This is a genomic window from Ochrobactrum sp. BTU2 (genome assembly GCF_024539785.1).
GTDB classification, from domain to species: Bacteria; Pseudomonadota; Alphaproteobacteria; order Rhizobiales; family Rhizobiaceae; genus Brucella; species Brucella anthropi.
In genome coordinates this window covers 1-1217 of record NZ_JAHWRG010000080.1, presented here as the reverse complement: position 1 = coordinate 1217, position 1217 = coordinate 1, and the positions used below count along the sequence as shown (strand labels likewise).

Sequence of the window (1217 nt, the reverse complement as noted above, 5' to 3'; positions counted from 1 at the left end):
GAACCGGTCGGACGTCACGTTTTATCAAACGCGGGATTGATAATCCCGGATCATGGGCAGAGGAGAAACGGAAGTATTTCACGTCAACAGTCTGCATCGGTAACATTGGTTAGATCAACGAAAAGAGATCCTGTATGCAGTAAGACGCAAAAAATTGTGAACGATTATCTAGCACATTGGTGGAGCGGGCTTTCGCCCGCTCAAGCTTTAAAGGTAACGGCTGCGTTCCCGTTCTATCTCCTCTTCGGTATAGGGGTCGGCGTTCGCGTCGAACCGTTGCCAGCCTTCCTGGACATAGAGTTTGCGTCGCGCATTGATATCCACCGGGCTGGCACCGGCTAAAATAGCGTCTGCTTCCGCGACGCGATCATCGGCAATGCGAGCGGTCACAAGTGAACCACCGCGACGAACGCCTTCAGCGTATAAGTGAGCGTCTTCTTCCGACACCCCGCTCTCCGTGAGCGCTCCGATGAGACCACCGGCGACCCCCCCGACAACTGCGCCTCCGACTGCACCGGTCAATGTTGCTGCGAGCCAACCTGCGGCCACGACTGGCCCAACGCCTGGGATCGCCATCAACCCAAGTCCTGTCAAAAGACCACCGGCACCACCGACAGCCGCACCTAGACCTGCACCAACCCCCGCGCCAGAGCCGGCATTACTCTCACCGTCATCGTCGCGGCGGTGGGATACAATGGAAATGTCGTCTGACGGGAACCCAGCGTTTTCGAGACGTGCCACGGCATCCTTGGCTGCTTCATAAGTGTCAAATAATCCGGTAACGGTTTTCATAGAAATCTCCCATGTTCAAATGGCGGACGGAAGCCAAACCTTCACATTGGCTTCTTTGTGACATTGCCCTGGTAGTCAAGCTGGACGTCCAGCTTCTCGTTACCTTTCATGGCAGAGGCTTCCCAGATGCCGTTTTCTTCGTTCAATTTAAGGCCGCTTACGCCCGTGTATCCTGCCTCCTCAATCCTTAATTTGGCCTGATCTTCTGTAAAGCTATTGGCACCCTTAACCGGCGCGTCTGGATTGTTGCTATCGGGCGTTGCTACCGCTGGAGTTTCCGGAGAGGTTTTGCCGGTGTCCTGAGCGAACACAGCCGAAGGCGCGATGATACAAGCGCTTAAGAACGCTAACGTTCTGATTTTCATTGTATTTCTCCAGTGAATTAAGTAACAGACATGAAACTCCCGCTGGCGACATAAGTTCCA

Annotated in this window: 2 protein-coding genes; both read right to left on the bottom strand. The window is 54.1% G+C overall.

Features of this window, described 5'->3' with window-relative positions; genetic code table 11:
* Positions 1–207: 207 nt before the first annotated feature.
* On the bottom strand, positions 208–792 hold the full coding sequence (locus tag KWJ32_RS28075; RefSeq protein ID WP_231771644.1) for a general stress protein: 585 nt from the start codon (positions 790–792) through the stop codon (positions 208–210).
* A 41-nt stretch (positions 793–833) separates the two neighbouring features.
* Positions 834–1157: a PepSY domain-containing protein gene (locus KWJ32_RS28070; protein ID WP_256886625.1), complete on the bottom strand. Its 324-nt coding sequence runs from the start codon at positions 1155–1157 to the stop codon at positions 834–836.
* Between the last annotated feature and the right edge of the window lie 60 nt (positions 1158–1217).

Bases quoted from the DNA above. Each gene is read 5' to 3' on its own strand.
- KWJ32_RS28070 (WP_256886625.1), bottom strand. From the start codon at position 1,157: ATGAAAATCAGAACGTTAGCGTTCTTAAGCGCTTGTATCATCGCGCCT.
- KWJ32_RS28075 (WP_231771644.1), bottom strand. From the start codon at position 792: ATGAAAACCGTTACCGGATTATTTGACACTTATGAAGCAGCCAAGGAT.